Source organism: Serratia sp. Z4, assembly GCF_009900725.1.
GTDB lineage: Bacteria > Pseudomonadota > Gammaproteobacteria > Enterobacterales > Enterobacteriaceae > Serratia > Serratia nematodiphila.
Map to the genome: position 1 here is coordinate 75480 of NZ_JAAABD010000002.1, position 22686 is coordinate 98165.

The window sequence follows — 22686 nt, forward strand, 5'->3', positions numbered from 1 at the left end:
ACGCCCCGGCTTGTTATGCCAGCATCGCCTCGATTTCCGCTTTGCACTGCATCAGCGAACCGAGCAGATGGTCAAACTTTTCCTCGAAGCGCATGGCCGGAACCGCAATGGATATGGCGTAAAGCTCGTTGACGCCGATATTGAGGTAAACGCCGACGCCACAGACGCCGCGAGCGTGCTCTTCGCGATCGATGGCGTAACGACGGATCCTGGTTTCCCGAATGTCCTCCAGTACGGATGAGACGGTTCTGAGGGTATTATCCGTTCTGACATCCGGCTGGCCGCCAAGCAGATCCGCAATCTTTTCGTCAGGCAGCTCGGCCAGAATGGCTTTGCCATGCGCCGTGCAGTGACACGGAAAGGCGGTGCCAACGGCTGATACGACGCGAAGTTCCTGATCGGAAACAAACTGGCCTACCGATACCGCGTGGCTGCCGCGGTAAACGCACAAATCGACGGTTTCACGCGTGCGGCGGCCAAGCGTTTCCATCGCCGGTTTTGCCAGGGTGATCACATCCGTATGCGCGGAAGCCGCCAGGCGGGCGAGCGCCGGCCCTAATTGAACGCCACCGCTGCCCATGATGAGCAGCTGTTGCGATTCAAGCGAGGTGACCAAACGGTGTACGGTGGTGCGCGGCAGCCCCGTTTCCCGGGACAATTGAGAGATGGTCATGCCCTTCGGTTGAGTTTCCAGCGCCCGCAGCAGGGTGGCGGCCCGGGCAATCACCTGTGAGCCGCTATTATCCGCGTCATTACTCATCGTGATGTTCCACATTGAATGGGGTCAGGGACGAAAGAATATCACAGGTTGTCCACATATTGGATAGGTGGACAAGAACCATGGAAAATCCCCCGCCTACCTGCCTCATCACAGATACCAGGATTTTTTAGAGCAACACCGTGAGATAAAAGCAATAGCTCCCCCCATGATATTCAGGATGGCCGTCTGCCCATGTTTCATCATCGCGCAGGCGCCTACGCCAACAGCCTCACGTACCTACGGCTTTTTACGGCTTCGCCAATCTGAACACCGTTTTGGTGTGCCAATAGTAGTCGATCGCCGCCGCGATATTCGGCATCCAAGCGTCCGGCTCATAGGGCACGAAGCCGGAAAAACCCAGCCTGCGGGCAGAGACCTGGAACCCTGCGCCGGAGAAAATGCGCGCATAGTCGTCCAGCGAGCGATCCTGCACCACGGTATGCGTCTGTTCAGCGACCCTTGCGCGCCATTGCGGCCACAGCGGGTTGTCGGTGTGGCAGCCGGTCACCGCATAGTAAACGCCGCCCGGTTTCAGCGCCCGCAGCATATCGGCGGCATGCTGCGCGATATCTTCGATCAGGTAGATGACTTCATGGCTGAAGGCTATATCGAAATGGTCATCCCAGCCTGTCAGCCGCGTGTCGGTTTGATAATCGATCGGCAGGTTTCCTTTCAGGCGATTGGCGTGTTCGACGGACTGGCGGGCGATATCGACGCCGAGCCCTTCACGAAATGGCCGGATTTGGTGCAACAGACGCAGAAAACCGCCCTGATTGCAGCCGAAGTCCAGCACCCTGACGCCGGACAGTTCGTGTTCCGGCACCAGAGTTAGCAGATGCCGCCAGATAGGCGCATGGCCTTCGGCCATGGCCTGCTCTGCATACGGATCGCGATACCAGGTGGGAATGCTCAAGGATGAGTCGTTCATGATGGCCTCCTTATGTTTCCACTCAGCCAACCACAGCCTATGGCGACAAACAACCGTGCGCGCATTTTTTGAACATTCACTGCTCTGGCTTGCCATGCACCGGCAGCTGGCTGGTCACGCAGTGAATGCCGCCGCCGCCGGCCGCGATGGCGTCGATCTCCAACTGCACCACCTTGCGCTGCGGATAGAGCGCCGACAGTAGCGTAAATGCCGCCTTATCCGCCTGCGGGTCGCCAAACTCAGGGGCGATCACCGCGCCGTTGATCACGAAATAGTTGATATAGCCCGCCGCAAAGTCCGGATTGTTACGGCTGAAACGGCTGTCGCGCGGTGCCAGCGGCGGCGAAAGCGTATGCACCTGCAGCTTGCGGCCGTCGGCGTCGGTCGCTGCCTTGAGGATCGCCAGATGCGCCTGGGTAACCGCATGATCATAAGAGGCCGGATCGGTGTCCAGGTTGGCCACCACCACGCCCGGCCGCACGAAACGGGCATAAAAATCGACGTGGGCGTCGGTGATGTCCCGGCCTTTAATGCCCGGCAGCCAGATAATTTTGCGCAGGCCGAGCATCGCCTTCAGCTCCTGCTCCACCCGATCGCGGTTCCAGCCTGGATTACGGTTTGCATTCACCCAACTGCTCTCGGTCATGATGCCGGTGCCGCGCCCATCCACCTCAATGCCACCGCCTTCCCCCACCAGCGCGCTGCGGCGCGGCTGAGCGACGCCGTATTTTTTGGCGGCGAACGCCGCCAGACGCGCATCCTTGGCATGCTGCTGCTTATCGCCCCAGCCGTTGAAGTTGAAATCCACCGCGCCCAGCGCACCGGCGTCGTTGATGACGAAATTGGCGCCAATGTCACGCATCCAGATGTCATCCAGCTCGGTGACGACATAGCTGACGTTCTGACTGCCGCAGGTGGCCTCCGCCAGCTGCCGTTCGTGCGCGCGGCAAAATACCGTCAGCGGCTGAAACTCGGCGATGGCGCGGGCGATGCGCCCCTGCGCTGCCTGCACGTCCGCCGTGAACCCGCCCCAGATGGCCTTCTGGGCGCCGAAGGCGAGAAACGCCCGCAGCTGAGGTTCCCCTTCGTCGGGCATCCGCCAGGCCGGATTAAGCGCAGCTTCTGCGTGACCGCGTAATGGAAAGCCCAACGATGCCGTCAAGCCGACGCCGGCCACCGCCGAAAGCTGCTTGATGAAGGTGCGACGCGATGACATAAACGACCTCTTTTAATTAATTTAAATTCAAATGGTTAACCGAATTCTTCACTCTCCGGCACTTGAATCCCATGCTAGTCTTCCCCTGCCACCGCGACAAACGATATATTTAGTGGATATCTGATTAGACAGGCTTATCGATAATGTTAAAACACTGGCCCCCTTTGAGCGCACTGCGCGGTTTCGAAGCGGCGGCGCGCCTGGGCAGTTTTCATCAGGCCGCCGAAGAATTGCACCTGACCCAGTCGGCCATCAGCCAACAGATCCGCAGCCTCGAGGCGTTTTTGGAACAGCCGCTGTTCTTCCGCACCGGCCGCAGCGTAACGCTGACCGACGCCGGCCACGATCTGTTCAGCACCGCACAGGTGATGCTGCAACAGTTGGCCGTCGGCATTCGCCGTTTGGATCAGTACCGCAAACCCAATCAGCTGATCGTCAACACCACCCCGGCCTTTGCCCGCCACTGGCTCGCGCCGCGGCTGGGCGAGTTCAACCAGCGACATCCGCAGATCGATCTGTGGCTGTTCACCAGCTTTGAACCGCCGGATATGGCGACGGACAGCATCGATCTGGCGATCCGCGACGATCTCAGCGCGCAGGCGGACTGCACCTTTAACGTTCTCTGTACCGACCGGCTCTATCCCGCCTGCCACCCCAGCCTGCTGGCGTTGGCGCCGGAGCAGCGCGTGACCTTGCACGGCGAACGCGAGATGGACTGGAGCCACTGGACGGTGGCGGGCGGCGCGCACGTCGGCCAACGCGACAGCGGGCTGAACTTCTCCGATCCTGGTCTGCTGCTGGACGCCGCCTGCAACGGCCTCGGCATCGCGTTGGTCAGTCAGCTGCTGGCGCAACACGCGCGTGAGGCCGGGTTGCTGCACCCGTTAACCGAGCAACGCGTGCGCGGCGCCAACTGGGCGTGGCTGCTGCATCGCGACAGCGAACACAATCCGCTCGCCCGGCACTTCTGCCAATGGCTGCAGTCGGCGCTGCCCGCCGGCGCATAACGCGTCACGTCACGATTTGCTACTCTGGTCAGGCGACCCCGCCTGACCGCTGCTACCTTCAATAAAGCGCCGCAACAGCCCGAAGAAAACGCGCTAACCTGCTGTTTCAAAAATAATTAGTTGAATTCACCTGATAACTGAACATCGCTAAAAGGATCTTCTATGTCTGCCGGTTTATTGAAAACGATAGCGCTGAGCGTGACCCTTGCTTGCTCCCTTCCCGCCGCCTTTGCCGCCGATCTGACCGCCGGCGCGGTCGCCGCCCCGGATCAGTATGGCGCCAAGGTCGCCGCGCACATTCTGCAGGCCGGCGGCAACGCGGTCGACGCGGCGGTCGCCACCGCCTTTACCCTCGCGGTGACCTACCCTGAAGCCGGCAATATCGGCGGCGGCGGCTTTATGACGCTGTACGTCGACGGTAAGCCCTATTTTCTCGACTACCGCGAAGTGGCGCCCAAGGCCGCCAGCAAGACCATGTATCTGAACGAGAAAGGCGAAGTGATCGAAAATCTCAGCCTGGTGGGCAGCCGCGCCGCCGGCGTGCCGGGCACCGTGCTGGGGTTGTGGGAAGCCCACAAGCGTTTCGGCAAGCTGCCGTGGGCCGAACTGCTGACGCCGGCGATCGGCTACGCCCGGCAAGGTTTCACCGTAGCGGATCAGCAGTATCAGTACCGTGAAGACGCCAACAAGCTGTTCGCCGGTAAAACCAACTTCGGCGACTATTTCGGCGCCATGAAGCCCGGCACGGTGTTCAAACAGCCGGAGCTGGCCGCCACCCTTGAGCGCATCGCCAAATCGGGCGCCGACGATTTTTATCACGGCGAAACTGCCCGCCTGCTGGTGGCGCAAATGCAGCGCGACAACGGGCTGATCGGCGCGGCGGATCTGGCCGACTACCGGGTGAAATGGCGCGAACCGATGCGCATCAGCTGGCGCGGCAACACCGTGTATACCGCCCCGCTGCCCAGCTCCGGCGGCATCGCGCTGGCGCAGCTGCTGGGGATAAAAGAAGATCGCGCCGCCGACTTCAAGGACGTGCCGCTGAATTCGGCGCGCTATATCCACCTGTTGGCGGAGATCGAAAAACGCGTGTTCGCCGATCGCGCCGACTACCTCGGCGATCCGGATTTCACTAACGTGCCGGAAGCGCAGTTGATCGCCCCTGATTACCTGCAAAAACGCGCCGCCGAGATCAATCCGCAGGCGATCTCACCGACCGAGCAGGTACGGCCGGGGCTGGAAACCCACCAAACCACCCATTTCTCGATCGTCGATGCCGCCGGCAACGCCGTCAGCAACACCTATACGCTCAACTGGGACTTCGGCAGCGGCGTGGTGGTCAAAGGCGCCGGCTTCCTGCTCAACGACGAGATGGATGACTTCAGCGCCAAACCGGGCGTCGCCAATGCCTTTGGCGTGGTGGGCAGCGACGCCAACGCCATTGAGCCGGGCAAACGCATGCTCTCCTCGATGAGCCCGACCATCATCACCCGCGACGGCGACGTCACCCTGGTGATCGGCACCCCGGGCGGTTCGCGCATCTTCACCTCGATCTTCCAGGTGATCAACAACCTCTACGATTACCACCTGCCGCTGGCGCAGGCGGTGGCCGCCCAGCGCGTACACCATCAGCTGTTGCCGAAAGACACCGTCTACTATGACAGCTTTGCGCCGCTGACCGGCAAACCGGCGGACGAGCTGAAGGCCATGGGCTACACCCTCGAAGACCAGGGCTGGAACATGGGGGATATTCAGGTCATCCGCATCGATGGCCGCACGCCGGAAACCGCGTCCGATCCGCGCGGCCGCGGCGTGGGCCTGGTGGTGAAAAAGTAACGCCCCGGCGGCCCGCCTCAGGTTAGACGGGCCGCTACTTCCCCGCATTGACTGCCGCTGCGCCCTTTCTTACTCATCTATACTGAAGCGACAGGCTCGCGTTTGACGACGGCGGCGTCTGCCTTCCTTCTTAGACGATAACGACAATATTAATTTTAAATCAATCACCTGCATTTATCGTAAGCGGTGTCGGAGGCAATTAATAATGGCGAAAAGACGAGCAGTACCCGGTGTCCATCCCTACGATGGGCCCGCCGGCGGTTGGGGCGCGCTGAAAGCGACGGCCATCGCCGTGCGCACACAGATGGATACCCTGGAAGCGCCGGTGACGCTGATGCGTACCAACCAGCCCGACGGGTTTGACTGCCCGGGATGTGCGTGGCCGGATAAAGAGCATCGCTCCACCTTTCAGTTTTGCGAAAACGGCGCCAAAGCCGTGACCTGGGAAGCGACCAGCAAGCGCGTGACCCCTGAATTCCTGGCGCAAAATACCGTGACCTCACTGCTGCAAAAAACCGATTATCAGTTGGAGGACTACGGCCGTCTGACCACGCCCCTGTTTTATGACGCCGGGACGGACACCCTGCGCCCGCTGGCCTGGGACGAGGCGTTCCAACGCATCGCCGCCGTCTTGCAGACGCTGCCGCCGGAACAGGTGGAATTTTATACCTCCGGCCGGGCGTCCAATGAAGCGGCCTACCTGTTCCAGCTGTTTGCGCGTGAATTTGGCAGCAATAACTTTCCCGACTGCTCAAACATGTGCCATGAGCCGACCAGCGTTGGCCTGCCGCAGTCGATCGGCATCGGCAAAGGCACTGTCTCGCTGGACGACTTTGACAGCGCGGAGCTGGTTATTTCCATCGGGCACAACCCGGGCACCAACCACCCGCGCATGATGGGCACGCTGCATGAGCTGGCGCGCAAAAAAGTGCCGATCATTGTGTTTAACCCGCTGCGCGAGCGGGCGCTCGAACGTTTCACCGATCCGCAAAACGTCATCGAAATGGCGACCTACAGTTCGACCCCGATCGCTTCAACCTACTATCAGGTCAAAGCCGGCGGCGATGCCGCGGCGCTCAAAGGCATCGCCAAAGCGTTGCTGCAGTTGGATGATGAGTATGGCAATGCGCTGGATCACGCCTTTATTGCCGAGCACACTGAAGGGTTTACGGCTTTCGACGCCGATCTGCGGGCCACCCGTTGGGAAGCCATTGAGGCGGAAAGCGGTCTGACGCGTCAGGATCTGGAACAGGTCGCCGCCGCTTACGCGAAATCCAACGCCACCATCGTGACCTACGGCATGGGCATTACGCAGCACAATAAAGGGACGGCCAACGTGCGCCTGATCGCTGACCTGCTGCTGCTGCGCGGCAACATTGGCAAACCGGGCGCCGGCATTTGCCCGCTGCGCGGCCACTCTAACGTGCAGGGCAACCGCACCGTCGGCATCACCGAAAAACCCTCGGCCGAATTTTTGGCGAAGCTGGAAACGGTGTTTGGCTTCACGCCGCCCAAAGCCCACGGTCACGATGCCGTGAAATGCATGCAGGCGATGATCGACGGCGCTTCGAAGGCGTTGATTTGCCTGGGCGGCAACTTCGCCGTGGCGCTGCCTGACCCCGAGCAGAGCTTCCCGGCGATGAAAGCGCTGGAGTTAAGCGTGCATATCGGCACCAAACTCAATCGCAGCCATCTGTTGGTGGCGAAAGAAACCCTCATTCTGCCCTGCCTGGGCCGTACCGAGCTGGACCTGCAGGCCGGCGGACGGCAATCGGTGACGGTGGAGGATTCGATGTCGATGGTGCATGCCTCGTCCGGCAAATTAAAACCGGCGTCGGAACTCCTGCGTTCGGAACCCGCCATTGTGGCCGGCATGGCCAAAACGGTGATGCCCGCCAGCAAGGTGCCCTGGGATGAGTTGGTCGAGGATTACGACGTGATCCGCGATCTGATCGAAAAAACCATACCGGGCTTCGACGATTACAACGCGCGCATTCGCCAACCCGGCGGTTTTCGCATGCCATTGCCGCCGACAGAACGCCAGTGGCCGACGGCGACGGGCAAAGCGATGTTTTCGGTGTTCAGCGGGTTGCACGAAGACCAGATTGCGGCGGAACAAAATACGCTGCGGCTGATCACCCTGCGCAGCCACGATCAGTACAACACCACCATCTATGCCCTGGATGACCGCTATCGCGGGGTTTTCGGCAGGCGCGATGTGCTGTTTATGAATGACAGCGATCTGCAACGTTTGGGGCTGGAGCATGGCGACGTGGTCGACCTGGAAACGGCGCTGCCCGGCAGCACCCAGCGCCTGGAAGGCATCACGGTGATCGCCTACAACATCTCGGCCGGATCGGTCGGCGCCTACTACCCGGAAGCCAACGTGCTGGTGCCGCTGCATTACATCGATGAGGAGAGCGGTACGCCTTCGTACAAATCGGTGCCAATCCGCGTGAAGCTAAGATCCAAAGAGGTGCGCGCGGTTAAGATCGCTTAGTAGGAATGCTTTGGCCCCCACAGGCATCTGATTGGGGGCCATTTTTATCCGACTACGGAGCGGCGTCCTATTTGCCGTTGGCCAATTCACCGTACACCACCTGGCCGCGGAAACCGCGCCGCACCTGCTGGAACAGCTCGCGGAACGCCGGGTAATCCTGCGCCTGGCACAGCGCTTCCTTGCCGCGAATGGCGTTCACCTGCAGCTGATGATTGACGATCACCTGCTGCCCGTCGCGCCGCCACGCGACGCGATAGTCGCCCGCCGCATTGCGGAACTGCCTGTCTTGCGGAATGGCGATGATCGGCACGTTGGCCGGCAGCTGCAGACGGTAGGTTTCATCGTAGCGCTGCGCGGTGCAGTAGAACGGCGTTTCGTTGCCCGGCGCCGCCGTGGTGGTATACAGCGTGCGGAACGATTTGCCGCCGGGCGGGTTGGGCAAGGTCATGCCGCCCACCACGCCGAAATCGACGTAGTCGTCCGCCTTGAAGCGGAAGCGGTAACCGAACTGCTTTTTGAGATCCAGCGGATCGCTGTTCATCGCCACCTCGCCGCTGCCGTCGATGCCGGAGGCGGACATGATCGTCGCTTCGGCCTGCGCCCGGTTCTGGCGGTTGATCTGCGAGAAGTAGCCCCGCAGGTCAATCTCTTCCACTTCGCTCAGCCGGCGCTCGGTCTCCCCCTGCAGATTGCCCGCCTTGTCGAACACGAAATCGACGCTCAGCGCGCTCTTGACCGGCTGCTCGTCGCTGCCCGGGGTGCGCGCCAGCCTGGCGTCGCGCGTCAGCAGCACCGGCGCGCCCAAATCGCCCTCCGGCAGTTGCCCGAAACGCGCCCAGGGATTGGTGGAATCGAGGTACAGTTTGAATTCCGGCACGTAGGTGATGGCGTGATTGAAGCGGCCAAGCAGCGGCACTTTAGGCAGTATCGGGCCCTCATCCATGCCGATCAGCACCGGCGAGCTTTCGATGCCTTTGGCGGCGAGCAGCGCCTCCAGGATCACCACGTGATCCTTACAGTCGCCGTAATGGTTATCGAGAATGCTCTGCGCCGAATTCGGCTCCAGCCCACCATTGCCCAGGTACACCGCCACGTAGCGAATGTTTTGCGCCACCCAGCGATAGAGGGCCTCCGCCTGCTCGCGCCGATCGCTGATGCCGGCGGTAATGTTGTCCGCCAGCGCCTGAATGCCCGGCGTCACCTTCGCTGCCGCGCCGGCCTTCAGCTGGTAGGCCTTGGCCAACTGCGGCCAATCGCGGTAGGTGCTGGCCATGATGGTCGGGCTGAAGGTCCAGCTGTCCGCCGCCCAGTTTTGCGCCTTCATCGGCGCGCTGCGCGAATAATGCCAGCGCCAGTGCGCTTGGCCGTTGCGGATCTGCGGCTGGTCGCCGCCCGCCACGCCGCGGGTGAAAATATGCATCGGCAGCTTGGCCGGCGCCTGCAGGGTCACTTCGGCGTCGTCGAACTGATCGAAAACGCTGAACGTCTCCCACAGGCCGAAATAGTCGGGGAAATACGGGGTGTTTTGCGTGCGGCGCAGCTCATACACCACGCGCGATCCCGGCGCCAGGTTGGAGAACACGATGACGCGCACTTTGCGGTCGGCATACAGCGGCGCCGTGGCGCTGGAGTAGCTCTCCTGGGTGTAGATGCGGTCGGGCGCCACGTCGTGGCGCTGGCCGTCGGCGGTCAGCGTATAGGCGGCGACCACCTCCAGCGTTTCCATTTTTTCGCTGTAGCTCAGGCGGATCTGGCTGAATTTCTCGATCGCCGCCTTGGTCTTCAGCAGCACTTCGTAGCTTTCCGTCTTCACGTTGGTGGCGTTGGCGTTAACGCGATAATCCGCGCGATAGCGCACGAAGCTGAAATCGTTGTTGGCCGTGTCGTTCTGGCCCTGATCCGCCGCGGCGGGCGGTGCAGCGGCCAACACGGTGGCCGGGTGCGTCGCCGTCAAACCGGCGAGTAACAGTATGGAAGGAATAGCGATTTTCATCTTCGGTCCTTGAAGGGCGTTAAGCAGCGACACCGGGCCATACGTCCGTCCCGGCGTCAAAACAGGCGGGCACACTAATATAATTGAGAATCATTTTCAATAAACGAACCATCAACGCCCGGGTTAGCCCTGCTCGATCAACATCACGGCGGTGGTCTCCGGATCCAGCGCTTCGAAAATATGCTCGCGATCGGCGGAGTAACTGATGTAATCCCCGGCGCTCAGCTCCAGCGGCTGATCCGCCGGCCCGAGGCGCGCGCGCCCGCTGCTGATGATCACATGCTCGACGGTGCCCGGCGGATGCGGCCTCGAGCATTTCGTTTCACCGGGTTGCACCCGCAGCCGGTAAATGTCGCGCTGCGCGCCCGGTGGACAAGTGGCCAACAGCGTGGCGGCGTAGTTGCCCTGCTCCGACAGCGCCGGCGTTCCCTCATGGGCGCGGATCACTTGCACCGGCCTGCTCGGCTGTGAAATCAGCCGGCTGACCGGCACATCCAGCGCCATCGCCAGCGCCCACAGCGTTTCCAGGCTGGGGTTGCCGCTGCCGGCTTCGAGCTGCGACAGCGTGGACTTGGCGATACCCGCGCGCTTCGCCAGTTCGGTAACGGACAGATTCAATCGCTCCCGCTCACGGCGGATTGCCGCCGACAAGAGGCCAATCGGCGTGATGTTCTGCATTAGGCTCTCGCTCATTGTTCGTTATACCATTCAATTGTTCGTCTTGACGAACAGCGCCAACCGTGTTCATCATAATGTTCGATTGTTCATTTTAATGATTAAGCGACTTCACCACAAGCACGGTCAGGCCGCGAGGGAAACGACATGAAAACGAAAACGCGCGGCGCAGTGCAAATGATCCTCGCCATGACGATCTCCGGCACCGTCGGTTGGCCGGTGATCGTGTTAGGGCAGCCGCCCGCCACGGTGGTGTTTTGGCGCTGCGCGTTCGGCGCGCTGGCGATGCTGGCCACCTGCGCCGCGCTTGGGCAACTGAAATCAGGCGCCATCAACCGGCGGCAGCTGGCGTTCGCCGTCCTGGGGGGCCTCGCGCTGGTGCTCAACTGGACGCTATTGTTTGCCGCCTATGCGCATGCCTCGATCGCTGTCGCCACCGTGACCTACCATGTTCAACCGTTTATGTTGGTGGCGCTGGGAACGCTGCTGTTCGGTGAAAAACTGACGGCTAATCGGCTGGGCTGGCTTCTGCTGGCGTTCGCGGGGATGGTGTTGATCGTCACCGGCCGGCAGAGCGGTGGCGGCGATGGCGACTATCTGTTCGGCGTGGCGCTGGCGCTGGGCGCGGCCCTGATGTACGCCCTGGCGGCGGCGATCGTCAAACAGCTGGCCGCGTTGCCGCCGCAGCTGATCGTGTTGATTCAGCTGACCGTCGGCGCGCTGGCGCTGGCGCCGTTCGCCGGTCTGGCCCACCTTCCCGCAGATTCGTTCGACTGGCTGCTGCTGGCGACCCTCGGCCTGGTGCATACCGGGTTGATGTCCACGTTGCTCTATGGCGCGATCCAGAAAATCCCCACCGCTCTGGTCGGCGCGCTGTCGTTTATCTACCCGGCAGTGGCGATCGTGGTGGACTGGGCGGCGTTCGGGCACCGTCTCAGCCTGTTGCAGCTGCTGGGCACGCTGGCCATTCTCGGCGCGGCGGCGGGCATGAACTTCGGCTGGCGATGGCCGCCCGCCGCGCACCGGGCCGGTAAAATCGGTTAATCCCGCCTGACGGGCAAGCTATGCACAATAAGGCATTCGCCTTGTGTCCGGCGCGGTGCTATTTATTTAAACCGTGTAGGGTAGAAGGAGTGTTCTATGTGGCATCACCGCCTGCAACGGCGCATCCGTTTCAGCTACTGGAACGAACTGTGCGTCACAAAAAAATAAGGGAAGGCGCAAGCCTTCCCTTTTGTCATTCACCGCTCGGGTCAAAAACGGTCGGTTTTCACCACCTCGTCGAACGGCAGCTTGCCGATGCGCGGGTAAGGTTGCCCCGCCGCCTTGCCGATAGCGACCATCAGCGCGATCTGATAATGCGCCGGCTTATTGATAATCTCGCCCACCGCGTCGAAATCAAAACCGTCCATCGGGCAAGAGTCGTAGCCCTGCGCCTTGGCCGCCAGCATCAGCGTCTGGGCGAAGATGCCGCTGCTGCGCATCACCTCGTCGCGCTGCACCTGCGGCTTACCGCGATAATACTGATCGACGGCCGGGATCATGAATTGCTGCACCGGCTCCGCGGCCTCGGCCCAGACGGTTTTTACCTGTGACTCCCAGCTCGACAGATCGCCGCACAGCACGACCAGCATCGACGCGTCGGTCACCTGCGCCTGCCCCCACGCCGCCTCGCGAATTTTCTCGCGCTGCGCGCGATCTTCGATCAGCAGCGGGCGCCAGTGCTGCAGGTTAAACGCGCTGGGAGCGCCCTGCAGCGCGATAGTCAGCAACGCTTTTTTCTCTTCGAGCGTCATCACGTGCTGCGCATCGAACTGCTTGGTGGCGCGGCGCTGGCGGATTGCGTCTAACGTATTCATTTTACTGCCTCTGTCCATGTGAAAAGCTCTATTGTCGCCAACGCGGCGTGGCTGTCCAGCCCCCGGCGGCTATTTCTGCTCGGTTTCGGCGCGCAAGCGGCCGACCTGCGCCGCCAGGTCCGGCCACGGCGCCTGACCGGCGTAATGCTGCCGCAGGTAGTTGAGCAGGATGGCGATCTGTGCGTCATTCAGGTTATGGCGAAAGCCTGGCATATAGCCCAGCTCGGCGTTCGCCGGCCGCTGTATGCCGTCCAGCACCACGCGAATGGCGTTGTCCGGCGCCTCGGCGAACAGGTTGGTATTCAGCGCCAGAGACGGGCGCACCCCCGCCATCTGCGCGCCTTTTTCCTGCGCATGGCACGCCATGCAGGCACCGGAAAACAGCCGCGCCCCTTGCGAACTCAGGGGCTCGACCTGGCGCTCCGCCTGAGCGTTCAAGGTTGCCGCCGCGGCCTGCGCCGCCGCTTCCGGATGATAGCTGCGCAGATAGACGGCGATCGCCTGCAGATCGGCCTGCGACAAGCGCGACAGCCCTTCTTCGATCACCGGCGCCATCGGCCCGGCGGCGACGCCGTGGTTGGCCGAGTAGCCGGTGCGCATGAAATCGACCAGATCCTGCTGCGTCCAGGCGAGCGGCGCGGGCGAGCGGCCGCTCAACGCCGGCGCCGTCCAGCCCTCCGCCACGCCGCCGGCCAGGTGCTCGCCGCCGGTTTTCTCACCGAACAGCACGTTGCGCGGTGAGTGGCAGGCGCTGCAGTGCCCCAACCCTTCGGCCAGGTACGCGCCGCGGTTCCAGTCGGCGCTTTGGGCTGGCTGTTCCGGCAACGCGCCCGGCGTCAGGAACAGCAGGTTCCAGGCGAAGATGCCCTGGCGAATGTTGAACGGAAAGTGCAGATCGGTGGCCGGCGGCCGGTACTTGACCGGCGGCTGCGACATCAGATAGGCATACAGCGCCTGCAGATCGTCGTCGCGGGTGCGGGTAAAGGCGGTATAGGGAAACGCCGGATAGAGATAGCGGCCCTGGCGATCGACGCCGTGGCGCATGGCGCGTTCGAACGCCGCGTAGCTCCAGCTGCCGATGCCGGTTTCCACGTCCGGCGTGATGTTGGTGGTGTAAATGGTGCCGAAGGGGATCTCCATCGCCAGCCCGCCGGCGTTGCGCTCGCCGCCCGCACGGGTGTGGCACACCGCGCAGTCGCCGAGATCGGCCAACGTTTTGCCACGCGCGATCTGCGCCTCGCTGAAACTGTGGGTCGCATCGGCGGCGAGCGGCGCAATCTCCGGCTGCCAACTGGCGACCACGCCGGCGACTACCACGGCGATCACCGTGACGCCGCCCCACCCGACGATTTTTTTCATCTTACTCATCTTTGCTGTCCTTGTTCGTTACGGGGGGTTAATGGCTGGCCTGAGCGCGCAGCGCGGCGAGCACCCGCGCCGGTGTGAACGGCACCTCGCGCAGGCGCACGCCGAGGGCGTCAAACAGCGCGTTGCCGATCGCCGCCGCACTCGGCACCGAGGCGGACTCTCCTGCGCCCATCGGCGCTTCGTCCGGGCGGTCGATCAGCTGGATATCGACCTGCGGCAATTCGTCGAAGCGCAGGATCGGATAGCCGCCCCAGTCCAATGACGTCACGCCCGACGCGTTGAAGGTCACAAACTCTTTCAGCACCCGGCTGGCGGACTGGATAATGTTGCCGTGCACCTGATGGCGCACCCCGGCCGGATTGATCATCCGGCCGCAATCATGCGCCACGAAGATTTTATCGAGCGTGATCTGCCCGGAAAGGCGATTGACGCTGAGATCGCACACCCAGGCCGCCCAGGCGGCGCCGAAGCCGGGAAATTTGCTGTGGAAATAGCGCGCATAGGCGAAGCCGCGGCCGCTCACCACTTCGGCGCCGGCGGCGCGTGACCGGTGCGCCGGGCCGTCTTGCCAGTTCGCCTGGCGCTTCAGGGCCTCAATCAAGGCCACTGCGCGCGGATCGTTCAGGTAACGCAGGCGAAACGCGATCGGATCCTCGCCGGCACGCCAGGCCAGCTCGTCGATCCAGGACTCATGGGCGAACACGTTGGGCAGCGCCGAAACGCCGCGCATCCACGAGGCCCGCACGATCGGCGCGGCGTCCTGGCAAATCACCCGCATGTGCGGATACTCGTATTGCGGAATGGCGGTGCGATCGCCCATCTGTTGCACGTCAGCCCGGTTGGCCACCTTGCCGGTCAACACCAGCGGCAAGGTCACCGCATTGTTGGAGGGATAGCTGGTTTTCAACTCGTAGGCCGCCACTCGGTTTTGCGCGTCGAGGCCGCCGCGTACCCGGATCAACTGACCGGTGCCCTTCGGCTCCCAGCCGGATTCCTGTTCGCGCATCAGCTGCACCCGCACCGGGCGGCCGGTCTCCCGCGCCAACAGCGCCGCGTCCGCCGAGACGTCGTCGGCGCAGTTGCGGCCATAGCAGCCGGAGGCCTCCATGCGGGTGATGTGCACCTGCTCAGACGGCAACTCGAGCAGCCTGGCGATATCTTTGCGCAGATCGTGCGGGTTTTGCGTGCCGGACCACACCTGCGCCCGCCCGTCTTTAACCTCCGCCACTGCGCAGGAAGGGCCGATCGAGGCGTGCTGATGGTAAGGCCAGACATAGTCAGCCCGCACTTCGGTATGCAACAATGCCAGCGCGTCGTCCGTGCCCGCATCGTCGCGCAACACGCGGTCAGTTTTCGGGTTGGCTTCCAGTGCGGCGGGCAGCGCCTCCGGCGACAGGTCCGGCAGGCCGGCCCAGGGTTTCCATTCGGTTTTCAGCTGGCGCATGGCGGCGATCGCCTGCTCTTCGCGCTCGGCCACAATGCCGATGAAATCGTTGATCACCACCAGTTTCACGATGCCCGGCAGATGCGCGATCGAACTTTCATCCACCGACAACAGGCCGCCGCCCAGCGGCGCGCTGCTGTCGGCGCCTGCGTAAGGCGGGCGCACCACCCGGCCATGCAGCATGCCGGGCAAACGCAGATCGTGCACGTAGGTCAGCGCGCCGCTCACTTTGGCCGGAATATCGACCCGGGCGACGGCGCGGCCGACATAGCGGTTCTGCTGTTCACCGTTCAGCGGCACGTTTTTATCCAGCGCCACGTGCAGATTCTGCCCGCTTGCCAGCTGCGCATAGCTCAAGGAACGCCCCGGGTGCTTGGTCACAAACACCTGCCCCGCCGCCGCCGTCAGCTGGTCGGCCGGCAGTTCGAAGGCTTTGGCCGCCAGCGCCGTCAGCATATGCCGCACCTGCGCCGCCGCCTGGCGCAGCGGCACCGACGTCACCTGAAGGGTGGCGCTGGCGATAGTTGGCCCCTGATCCGGCGTGCGTTGCGTATCGCCGAGGATCATCGTGACGTGCTCGAACGGCACGCAAATTTCGTCGGCGACGATCTGCGCCAGCGCGGTGCGAATGCCGGTGCCGAGATCGACGTGGCCGTTGAATGCCGTCACCCGGCCGTCGGCGGTGAGGCTGATAAAACTGTCTACCCTGTCCAGCGGCAGATCGGCAGGCGTTGGGGCGGGCTCGGCGGCGAAGGCGTTAAACGGCGCGGGCAGCAGGCTGCTGACCATCACCACACCGCCGGCCTGCAACAGCTGGCGGCGGGTCAGTTCGAGGCGGCTCATGCTTGCCTCCGTGCAGCCAGCAGCGCGCGGGCGCGTTCGGCGGCGCGCAAGATCTCAAGATGGGTGCCGCAGCGGCACAGGTTGTAGGCCAGCTCTTTCTTGATGGTTTGTTCATCTGCATCCGGCTCGCGTTCGAACAACGCGACCAGCGTCATGATCATGCCGTTGGCGCAGTAACCGCACTGCGCCGCCTGCTCATCGATAAATCCTTGCTGCACCGGGTGCGGCGTTTCCGGCGTGCCCAGGCCTTCCAGCGTGGTGACGGATTTTCTTCCTACCGCGGCCAACGGCATTGAGCAGGAGCGAGCGGCGACGCCGTCGATAAGAACGGTGCAGGCGCCGCACTCCCCCAGGCCGCAGCCGTATTTGGGGCCATTCAAGTGCAGATCGTTGCGTAACACGTACAACAGCGGGGTCTCGGGCGAGATATCGCCGAGTGGAACCACCCGGCCATTAACATTGATTTCCATGGTGAAACTATCCCTTAAACAAACGGATTTAATCCGTAACATCACTGCGGCGAATAATTGCGCAGTGTGCTAATAATTATCATCAAAAGACTTGATAATGTTAAGGGAATGTAGCCGCCATGGCTTTAACGAAAAGTGGGTATTTTCTATAAATTTCCGATAGATAAGCCCGGTTTTATGATTGCGTCCCGTGATTATTGGCGTTCGTCAACGCGGCCTCGGCACCGTCGACCAACAGCCGCACGCTGGCTTCGAACAGCGCGTCTGCACCCTTATCCTGCAAAGTTTCCCAGCCTTCGCACAGCAGCGGGTAACGCTGGCGATCGGCGTCATTCAGCGTATCGTCCGGCTGCATTTGCTGCTCTTCCAGCACCCAGCCTACGACGAAGCGCCCGACGGCGAACAGCAAATTCACCGCGCGTTCAGGCGTCAAGCCCGCCCGGCACAGCAGCGCCACCTTGGCCTCGATAATGGCGAATTGCGGCTCCTGCGGCCGGGTGCCGGCATGCAGACGCGCGCCGTCGCGGTAAGCCAGCAGAGCCCGACGGAAATGGTTCGCATTGGTGACGACCCAATCCTGCCAGGCCATATCGGCGGGCACCTCTTCACGGTGATCCAGCATGATGGTTTCCGCCATCGCCTTCAGCAGCTCGGCCTTGTTCTTGAAATGCCAATAGAGCGTGGGAGATTGCACGCCCAAATGTTGCGCCAGGCGGCGGGTGCTCAGGGCATCGATGCCGATGTCGTTCAGCAGCGCCAGCGCTCCGCGCAGGACGGTTTCACGCGTTAAACGTATCGTAGTATTTTTTTCACTCATCTCTCTATCACTGATAGGGTAACTATGGAATACTCAATACTCTATCACTGTTAGAGTCACAATCTTGAAAAAACCTATGCTGGTTATTTTGTTGACGGTGTTGCTGGATGCGGTGGGCATCGGTCTGATCATGCCGATCCTGCCGGTGCTGTTGCGCTCGCTGGGCGGTCTTGACGCCGGCAGCCTGCATTACGGTGCCCTGCTGGCGGCCTATGCGCTGATGCAATTCCTGTTTTCACCGATCCTCGGCGCGTTGAGCGATCGCTTCGGCCGGCGGCCGGTGCTGTTAATTTCACTCGCCGGCGCCGCGGCCGACTACCTGCTGATGGCGTTCGCGCCGACGCTGGCCTGGCTCTATCTGGGCCGGTTGCTGGCGGGCATCACCGGCGCCAACATGGCGGTCGCCACCGCTTACGTTACCGATATTACTCCTGCCGGCCAGCGCGCGCGGCGTTTCGGCCTGGTGGGCGCGGTGTTCGGCGTCGGCTTTATCGTCGGCCCGCTGCTCGGCGGTTCGCTGGGCGAGTGGCATCTGCATGCGCCCTTCCTGGCGGCGGCGGCGATGAATGCCCTCAACCTGGCGATGGCGTTTTTCCTGCTGCCGGAATCGCGTAAACCCCGCACCCGCGCCGCCGAGAAAATCCGCCTCAATCCCTTTTCGTCATTGCGACGGCTGCACGGCAAACCGGGCCTGCTGCCGCTGGCCGGCATTTATCTGATCATGGCGCTGGTTTCACAGGCGCCGGCCACGCTGTGGATTTTATACGGCCAGGATCGTTTCGGCTGGAGCATGATGGTGGCGGGCCTGTCGCTGGCCGGTTACGGTGCCTGCCACGCGCTGTCGCAGGCCTTCGCCATCGGCCCGCTGGTCGCGCGGCTCGGCGAACGCAAGGCGCTGCTGATCGGCCTGACCGCCGACGCGCTGGGCCTGGTGCTGTTATCGATCGCCACGCGCGGCTGGGCGCCCTTTGCGCTGCTGCCGTTCTTCGCCGCGGGCGGTATGGCGCTGCCCGCGCTGCAGGCGTTAATGGCGCAAAAGGTGGACGACGACCATCAGGGCGAACTGCAAGGGACGCTGGCCAGCATGGGCAGCCTGATCGGCGTCGCGGGGCCGCTGGTGGCGACGGCGCTGTATGCCGCCACGCGCGATGTCTGGCCCGGCCTGGTCTGGGCGTTGTCCGCCGCCCTCTATCTGCTGGTGCCGCCGTTGCTGGCGCGTTCGCGCGAGCGTGACGCGGCATAGCGTAGAGATCCCCTTCTCCCGCTTAAGCTCATTTATGGCTAAGCAAGGCATTATTCAGCATAAGCGGGCGCTTTACACGCCAGTGCGCCGCTCATTATCATCGCCCTTATCCCGCCGCAGGAAAATTTGAATGCCGTTTCATGGCGTTACGCCCAGCGCGTATCGCTATTGTTTACTTCGCCTATCGGAAAATCAGGATGAGAAAACTCACAACGCCGCTGATCGCCGCCCTGCTGCTGGGCCTGTTTAGCCTGCCGGCCGGCGCGCAGGAGAAACCGCAGCAAATCACCATCGGTTACCAGAAAGCTAACATTTTTGCGCTGCTGAAATACCGCGGCACGCTGGAAAAAGCCCTTGAGCCGCAGGGCGTCAAGGTTCGCTGGATAGAATTCCCCGCCGGCCCGCAGATGTTGGAGGGGTTGAACGTCGGCAGCATCGATCTGGCGGCGACCGGCGACGCGCCGCCGGCCTTCGCGCAAGCCGCCAAGGCCGATCTGGTTTATTTGGCGCATTCGCCGCCCAGCCCGAAAACCGAAGCCATCGTGGTGCCGCAGGATTCGCCGATCCGCTCCGTGGCCGATCTGAAAGGCAAACGCGTGGCGTTGAACAAAGGGTCTGACGTCAATTACCTGCTGGTGAGCGCGCTGGAACAGGCCGGCTTGAGCTACAAGGACATCACGCCGGTCTATCTGCCGCCGAGCGATGCCCGCGCCGCCTTCCAGCGCGGCAGCGTCGACGCCTGGGTGATTTGGGATCCCTACTACGCCGAGGTGGAAACCCGCGCCAACGCCCGCCTGCTGAAAGACGCGGAGGGCCTGGTGCCGCACTATACCTTCTATCTCGCCAGCCGCCGCTTTGCCGAAACCTACCCGGACAGCGCCAAACAGGTGATTCAACAGCTCGGCGCGCTGAGCGACTGGGCCAACGAGCATCCACAGGAAGCGGCGGCGATCCTCGCTCAGAGCACCGGTCTGGATCAGGCCATTTGGGCCAGAGCCATCGCCCGCATGCCGTTCGGCAGCCAGCGCATGTCGCCGGAGGTGTTCAGACAGCAACAGCAGTTGGCGGATAAATTCACCGCCATCGGGCTGCTGCCGGTTAAGGTGGATGTCAACGCCGCCCGCTGGTCCGAAGATAAGCCCGAGGCGCCATAGCCTTTGCCGCGCTTTGGCTTTAGAAAGCAGAAACCGGCATTTTGCCGCCGGAGTAAGCTGACCTATGCTAACCCTGTGTGATGAAACGCGTTTTCATGGCATGTCTTCCGGAACGTTTTGCTTTATTTGTTCGTCGTGAACCCTGGGCCGCCCCTGACTGGTGCGGCTTTTCTTTTTGTTCGGCAGTGTCGGCGGCGGCGAATTTTGCTATGGTAACCCGCAGATAAATGTCCCGTTTTCAGCCGCCGGATCGACCCATGTTTACCCATAAAGCAATCGCCGAGCTCAACGCCCTGGAGCTGATGGTTTATAACTACGTCAGCAAACACAAAAATCAAGTGATGTACATGACCATCCGCGAGCTGGCCGAGGCCGCCGGCGTATCCACCACTACCGTGCTGCGATTTTGCAAAAAAATGGGTTGCGACGGTTATTCAGAATTTCGCATCCGTTTCAAACTGTATCTGGAGCAAAGCGATGCGCCGCCGGTCGATTCCGGCATCGGCGAAATTCTCAGTTTTTTTAAAAGCGTCAGCAACGACGAATTTAATCAGTTACTCGATGAAGCGGCGCATCATATCGCCGCCGCCGAGCGGATTATTTTCGTCGGCATCAGCACCTCTGGCGCCTTGGGGAAATATGGCGCGCGTTTCTTTTCCAACGTCGGGAAATTCAGCACCCATATCGACGATCCTTATTATCCCGTCAACAGCGATATGTATAAAAACGCGGTGGCGATCATGCTGTCGGTTTCCGGCGAAACCGAAGAGATCCTGCGGCTGGCCAGCCAATTCAGTCTGCACCACTGCAAGATCATCAGCATCACCAACAACGAAACCTCTTCGCTGGCGCGGCTGGCGGACTTTAATCTCTCCTACCACGTGCCGCAGCATTTGATCGGCGGCCATCACAATATCACCACGCAGATCCCCGTGCTTTACATTATTGAAACCATCGGCAAACGGCTTGGGCATATTAATTCGGCAAAATAAAACAGGCTGTTTTTTTATTGTGACAAATCACTTTGTCCGGCGATTTGTTATATCGTGACATTTCTTTTGGTCTTGTTACTCTATTGGCAATGCGAATGTTATTATCCTTCATTAAATAAGATGAGACATTGACGATGAAACAGTTGCCGAAAGATTTTCTGTGGGGAGGCGCGGTCGCCGCGCACCAGGTTGAAGGCGGTTGGGATCGGGGCGGCAAAGGCCCAAGCATCGCCGACGTGCTGTCCGGCGGTTCGCACGGCGTCGATCGCGTGATGACAGACGGCGTGCTCGACGGCTACCGTTACCCCAACCATGAAGCGGTGGACTTCTACGGTCGCTACAAGCAGGACGTGGCGCTGTTCGCCGAGATGGGCTTCAAATGCTTCCGCACCTCGATCGCCTGGACGCGCATCTTCCCGAACGGCGACGAAGCAACGCCAAACGAGGCCGGCCTGCAGTTTTACGACGATCTGTTCGACGAGTTGCTGAAATACGGCATCCAGCCGGTGATTACCCTGTCGCACTTCGAAATGCCTTACCATTTGGTGAAAACCTACGGCGGCTGGAAAAACCGCCGGGTGGTGGAATTTTTCGTGCGCTTTAGCGAAGTGGTGATGCGCCGCTACCGCGAGAAGGTGAAGTACTGGATGACCTTCAACGAGATCAACAACCAGAGCAACTACCGCTACCCGCTGTTCGGCTACTGCTGTTCCGGCGTGGACTACACCCAGGAAGACAATCCGGAGCAGGCGCTGTACCAGGTATTGCACCACCAGTTCGTCGCCAGCGCGCAGGTGGTCAAACTCGGCCATCAGATCAACCCGGAGTTCAAGATCGGCTGCATGCTGGCCTGCGTGCCGTTCTACCCTTATTCCTGCAAGCCGGACGACGTGATGTACGCCGTGGAGGCGATGCACCAGCGCTATCTGTACACCGACGTGCAGATGCGCGGCTACTACCCAAGCTATCTGCTGCGCGACTGGGAACGCAAAGGGCTGAAGATCGAGATGCAGCCGCAGGACGCACAGATCCTGCGCGAGGGCTGCACCGACTACATTGGCTTCAGCTATTACATGAGCAACGCGCTGCAGGCCAACGCGGTGGAAGGCAGCGACGGCATGTTCGGCTTCCCGGGCAACGTGCCGAACCCGCACGTCAAGGCTTCCGACTGGGGCTGGCAGATCGATCCGGTCGGGCTGCGCTACTCGCTGAACGTATTGTATGAACGTTACCAGAAACCGCTGTTTATCGTGGAGAACGGCTTCGGCGCCTTCGACAAGGTGGAAGCGGACGGCCAGATCAACGATGACTATCGCATCGACTATCTGCGCGCCCATATCGAAGAGATGAAAAAAGCGGTGATTGAAGACGGCGTAGACCTGATCGGCTATACGCCGTGGGGCTGCATTGACTGCGTATCGTTCACCACCGGCGAGTACAGCAAGCGCTACGGCTTTATCTACGTCGATAAACACGACGACGGCACCGGCACGCTCGAACGTTCGCGCAAGAAAAGCTTCGACTGGTATCGCCGGGTGATCGCCAGCAACGGCGAACAGCTTTAACCGCACGGCAGACCAA

The 22686-nt window shown here is 61.7% G+C and carries 18 protein-coding genes; 8 read left to right on the plus strand and 10 right to left on the minus strand.

All coding sequences use genetic code 11. The annotated features are described in order from the left end of the window. Positions 1-13: 13 nt before the first annotated feature. The 3 genes from GT753_RS08270 to GT753_RS08280 all read right to left on the minus strand — a co-directional run bounded on the left by GT753_RS08270 (position 14) and on the right by GT753_RS08280 (position 2904). Entirely contained in the window at positions 14-760 is a 747-nt protein-coding gene (locus tag GT753_RS08270; RefSeq protein WP_004938000.1) for an IclR family transcriptional regulator, read from the minus strand. A 247-nt stretch (positions 761-1007) separates the two neighbouring features. Next, positions 1008-1688 carry a bifunctional 2-polyprenyl-6-hydroxyphenol methylase/3-demethylubiquinol 3-O-methyltransferase UbiG gene (locus GT753_RS08275; protein WP_160125493.1) on the minus strand — a complete coding sequence of 227 codons (681 nt, stop codon included), beginning with the start codon at positions 1686-1688 and terminating at the stop codon, positions 1008-1010. Between the two features lie 76 nt (positions 1689-1764). Further along, positions 1765-2904: an agmatine/peptidylarginine deiminase gene (locus GT753_RS08280; RefSeq protein WP_160125494.1), complete on the minus strand. Its 1140-nt coding sequence runs from the start codon at positions 2902-2904 to the stop codon at positions 1765-1767. 143 nt (positions 2905-3047) lie between these two features. Between GT753_RS08280 and GT753_RS08285 the strand changes: the two genes are divergently transcribed. The 3 genes from GT753_RS08285 to GT753_RS08295 all read left to right on the plus strand — a co-directional run bounded on the left by GT753_RS08285 (position 3048) and on the right by GT753_RS08295 (position 8247). Beyond that, a complete protein-coding gene (locus GT753_RS08285) occupies positions 3048-3911 on the plus strand; it encodes a LysR substrate-binding domain-containing protein (protein WP_015377919.1) in 864 nt (287 codons plus the stop codon). A gap of 162 nt (positions 3912-4073) precedes the next feature. Next, positions 4074-5747, plus strand: coding sequence for a gamma-glutamyltransferase (ggt, locus tag GT753_RS08290; protein ID WP_015377920.1), 1674 nt, complete (start codon positions 4074-4076; stop codon positions 5745-5747). A gap of 202 nt (positions 5748-5949) precedes the next feature. Next, the gene (locus GT753_RS08295) at positions 5950-8247 is read left to right on the plus strand and encodes an FdhF/YdeP family oxidoreductase (RefSeq protein ID WP_160125685.1); all 2298 of its coding nucleotides are present in this window, start codon (positions 5950-5952) and stop codon (positions 8245-8247) included. A gap of 67 nt (positions 8248-8314) precedes the next feature. Here GT753_RS08295 and GT753_RS08300 read toward each other — a convergent pair whose 3' ends face one another. Both GT753_RS08300 and GT753_RS08305 read right to left on the minus strand, forming a co-directional pair. Beyond that, the gene (locus tag GT753_RS08300) at positions 8315-10240 is read right to left on the minus strand and encodes a DUF3857 domain-containing protein (protein ID WP_160125495.1); all 1926 of its coding nucleotides are present in this window, start codon (positions 10238-10240) and stop codon (positions 8315-8317) included. A 123-nt stretch (positions 10241-10363) separates the two neighbouring features. After that, positions 10364-10933, minus strand: coding sequence for a helix-turn-helix domain-containing protein (locus tag GT753_RS08305; protein ID WP_076741232.1), 570 nt, complete (start codon positions 10931-10933; stop codon positions 10364-10366). A gap of 129 nt (positions 10934-11062) precedes the next feature. Between GT753_RS08305 and GT753_RS08310 the strand changes: the two genes are divergently transcribed. Beyond that, positions 11063-11959: a DMT family transporter gene (locus GT753_RS08310; RefSeq protein WP_015377923.1), complete on the plus strand. Its 897-nt coding sequence runs from the start codon at positions 11063-11065 to the stop codon at positions 11957-11959. Between the two features lie 209 nt (positions 11960-12168). On the opposite strand, the gene GT753_RS08315 is transcribed toward GT753_RS08310, so the two are convergent. The 5 genes from GT753_RS08315 to tetR form a co-directional block, all read right to left on the minus strand. Next, positions 12169-12774, minus strand: coding sequence for a nitroreductase family protein (locus GT753_RS08315; protein ID WP_004938044.1), 606 nt, complete (start codon positions 12772-12774; stop codon positions 12169-12171). Between the two features lie 69 nt (positions 12775-12843). Then, positions 12844-14142, minus strand: coding sequence for a cytochrome c (locus GT753_RS08320; protein WP_031299654.1), 1299 nt, complete (start codon positions 14140-14142; stop codon positions 12844-12846). A gap of 28 nt (positions 14143-14170) precedes the next feature. Further along, a complete protein-coding gene (locus GT753_RS08325; RefSeq protein ID WP_160125496.1) occupies positions 14171-16429 on the minus strand; it encodes a molybdopterin cofactor-binding domain-containing protein in 2259 nt (752 codons plus the stop codon). Further along, on the minus strand, positions 16426-16899 hold the full coding sequence (locus GT753_RS08330) for a (2Fe-2S)-binding protein (protein ID WP_015377926.1): 474 nt from the start codon (positions 16897-16899) through the stop codon (positions 16426-16428). Before GT753_RS08330 ends, GT753_RS08325 begins: the two co-directional genes overlap by 4 nt. Positions 16900-17074: 175 nt before the next feature. After that, a complete protein-coding gene (gene tetR / locus GT753_RS08335; RefSeq protein WP_160125497.1) occupies positions 17075-17716 on the minus strand; it encodes a tetracycline resistance transcriptional repressor TetR in 642 nt (213 codons plus the stop codon). A 64-nt stretch (positions 17717-17780) separates the two neighbouring features. On the opposite strand from tetR, the gene tet(41) reads away from it, so the two are divergent. From tet(41) to GT753_RS08355, 4 genes are all read left to right on the plus strand, one after another. Beyond that, the gene (gene tet(41) / locus GT753_RS08340) at positions 17781-18959 is read left to right on the plus strand and encodes a tetracycline efflux MFS transporter Tet(41) (RefSeq protein ID WP_160125498.1); all 1179 of its coding nucleotides are present in this window, start codon (positions 17781-17783) and stop codon (positions 18957-18959) included. Between the two features lie 197 nt (positions 18960-19156). Then, positions 19157-20113: a sulfonate ABC transporter substrate-binding protein gene (locus tag GT753_RS08345; protein ID WP_015377929.1), complete on the plus strand. Its 957-nt coding sequence runs from the start codon at positions 19157-19159 to the stop codon at positions 20111-20113. Positions 20114-20370: 257 nt separating this feature from the next. Beyond that, complete coding sequence (locus tag GT753_RS08350) at positions 20371-21105, plus strand: MurR/RpiR family transcriptional regulator (protein ID WP_004938065.1); 735 nt, start codon at positions 20371-20373, stop codon at positions 21103-21105. A gap of 128 nt (positions 21106-21233) precedes the next feature. Then, positions 21234-22670 carry a 6-phospho-beta-glucosidase gene (locus GT753_RS08355; protein ID WP_031299656.1) on the plus strand — a complete coding sequence of 479 codons (1437 nt, stop codon included), beginning with the start codon at positions 21234-21236 and terminating at the stop codon, positions 22668-22670. Positions 22671-22686: the final 16 nt, after the last annotated feature.

Bases quoted from the DNA above. Each gene is read 5' to 3' on its own strand.
- GT753_RS08270 (WP_004938000.1), bottom strand. From the start codon at position 760: ATGAGTAATGACGCGGATAATAGCGGCTCACAGGTGATTGCCCGGGCC.
- GT753_RS08275 (WP_160125493.1), bottom strand. From the start codon at position 1,688: ATGAACGACTCATCCTTGAGCATTCCCACCTGGTATCGCGATCCGTAT.
- GT753_RS08280 (WP_160125494.1), bottom strand. From the start codon at position 2,904: ATGTCATCGCGTCGCACCTTCATCAAGCAGCTTTCGGCGGTGGCCGGC.
- GT753_RS08285 (WP_015377919.1), top strand. From the start codon at position 3,048: ATGTTAAAACACTGGCCCCCTTTGAGCGCACTGCGCGGTTTCGAAGCG.
- ggt (WP_015377920.1), top strand. From the start codon at position 4,074: ATGTCTGCCGGTTTATTGAAAACGATAGCGCTGAGCGTGACCCTTGCT.
- GT753_RS08300 (WP_160125495.1), bottom strand. From the start codon at position 10,240: ATGAAAATCGCTATTCCTTCCATACTGTTACTCGCCGGTTTGACGGCG.
- GT753_RS08305 (WP_076741232.1), bottom strand. From the start codon at position 10,933: ATGAGCGAGAGCCTAATGCAGAACATCACGCCGATTGGCCTCTTGTCG.
- GT753_RS08310 (WP_015377923.1), top strand. From the start codon at position 11,063: ATGAAAACGAAAACGCGCGGCGCAGTGCAAATGATCCTCGCCATGACG.
- GT753_RS08315 (WP_004938044.1), bottom strand. From the start codon at position 12,774: ATGAATACGTTAGACGCAATCCGCCAGCGCCGCGCCACCAAGCAGTTC.
- GT753_RS08320 (WP_031299654.1), bottom strand. From the start codon at position 14,142: ATGAGTAAGATGAAAAAAATCGTCGGGTGGGGCGGCGTCACGGTGATC.
- GT753_RS08325 (WP_160125496.1), bottom strand. From the start codon at position 16,429: ATGAGCCGCCTCGAACTGACCCGCCGCCAGCTGTTGCAGGCCGGCGGT.
- GT753_RS08330 (WP_015377926.1), bottom strand. From the start codon at position 16,899: ATGGAAATCAATGTTAATGGCCGGGTGGTTCCACTCGGCGATATCTCG.
- tetR (WP_160125497.1), bottom strand. From the start codon at position 17,716: ATGAGTGAAAAAAATACTACGATACGTTTAACGCGTGAAACCGTCCTG.
- GT753_RS08345 (WP_015377929.1), top strand. From the start codon at position 19,157: ATGAGAAAACTCACAACGCCGCTGATCGCCGCCCTGCTGCTGGGCCTG.
- GT753_RS08350 (WP_004938065.1), top strand. From the start codon at position 20,371: ATGTTTACCCATAAAGCAATCGCCGAGCTCAACGCCCTGGAGCTGATG.